This window comes from Gordonia oleivorans, from assembly GCF_040044975.1.
In the GTDB taxonomy this organism is placed as follows: Bacteria; Actinomycetota; Actinomycetes; order Mycobacteriales; family Mycobacteriaceae; genus Gordonia; species Gordonia oleivorans.
In genome coordinates this window covers 1-1,467 of the sequence record NZ_JBDZDI010000055.1, presented here as the reverse complement: position 1 = coordinate 1,467, position 1,467 = coordinate 1, and the positions used below count along the sequence as shown (strand labels likewise).

1 protein-coding gene is annotated in these 1,467 nt (G+C 63.6%); it reads right to left on the bottom strand.

Going from position 1 to position 1,467, the window contains the following annotated elements:
• Positions 1-200: 200 nt before the first annotated feature.
• The gene (locus ABLE92_RS26085) at positions 201-1,424 is read right to left on the bottom strand and encodes an IS4 family transposase (protein WP_348807660.1); all 1,224 of its coding nucleotides are present in this window, start codon (positions 1,422-1,424) and stop codon (positions 201-203) included.
• Positions 1,425-1,467 lie beyond the last annotated feature (43 nt).

Below are 1,467 nucleotides of genomic sequence, written 5' to 3'. Positions count from 1 at the left end.
CCAATACCGTTCAGTTAAGCGGTGCGGTTGCGTAGACCGGTGACTGTGTCGGTTGCGGCCAGGCGGCGTGGTGAGCGCGTTTGACGTGCCATTTCACGTATTTGCGTTTGACGACACGTGGGTTAGCTCTGCGGCGGCGTGCAGGGTTGAGTCTGCGCGTGAGGCGAGTGAGGAAGGTGAGCCAGCTGTGGCTGGTTGTGTCAGGGTCGTGAGGGGGGAAAGTCGCCCTGGTGGGCGACCGATTGGCGAGTAATCCTCAGTGCGGCAACAAAACTGACCCTGTCAGGATCGTGGCCGGCGTGACCGGCGGCCTCGACCATCAACGACCGGATCGCATAGTGACAACACAGATGCCCCCAAATCTCCTGCAGCACAAGATCAGGAGACTTCGAGCGCAGCACGGTACGGGGCCCACGCTGGTGGGTTTTCAGCTCATCGAAGGCAATCTCGATCTCCCACCGCTCGGTATAGGCCGCAGCCAACTCGACCGCACCGACCTCGTCCGGGTCCAGGATCGTGGTCAGCAACCGATACTGCTCGGCGTTCTCCCGACCGTCATCGATGGTGTAGTCGATCACCCGCACCAGCATCGGCTCAGCGCGCCGCGCCGCAGCCGAATGCGTCTGCTGCAGCTCAGCCAGCCACGACCCATCCGGCAAGTCCTTCACATGCCGCGGCTTCGGGCCTGTACCCGAGGTCTTCACCCGCCACAACAGATCCGCCCCCGTCGCTATAGCATTGCGCCACAACGCATACGAGAACACTCCACGATCAGCAGTGACCAGCATCCCCGACGTCAGACGCGGCAGCAACGACTCGATCAGCACCGCCTCGGACTGCGCGTACGTGCCCACCGCGGCGGCGAAAATGGCGTGCGTGCCGCACTCGGCGAGTGCCACCAGCCGCGCCATCGGGAACGCCGCCCGCTCACCCTTGTTCACCCCGGGCCGCCCGAAGAACTCATCATTGACCGCCGAGTCCGCCACATCAAGACACGTCCCATCCACCGCAACCAGCCGACGCCCCGCCAACCACACCCCCGGCGTCGACTCGCTCCCCAACGGCACCGCCACTCGCTCGAACAACGCCTTCATCGGCGCCGACCCCAGACGCGAGCGCGCCTGAAAAATCGCCGACTTCCCCGGAACGCGATAGGACTCCTCCCACCCCGACGCCCACGACAAACCATCCGTGAGCTGGGATAACACATCCTCATACGAGCCCTCGGCATACAACGCCATCCCAATCGAGAAATACGCCATCACCCGCGCCGGCAACGCCCGATGACGCACCTCGGTCCGGCCCGCCGCCGCGATCACCTCATCCACCACATCCGGCGGAAACGTCCGCATCAACACACCCACCGACACCACATCCGACAACCGACGATCCGACTCAGGCTTCACCCACCCAGCACGAGGCATACCCTACAAACTACACCCTTGCAACCTTAACTGAACGGTATTG

Coding starts and splice junctions, on each gene's coding strand:
- ABLE92_RS26085 (WP_348807660.1), bottom strand. CDS start 1,424: ATGCCTCGTGCTGGGTGGGTGAAGCCTGAGTCGGATCGTCGGTTGTCG.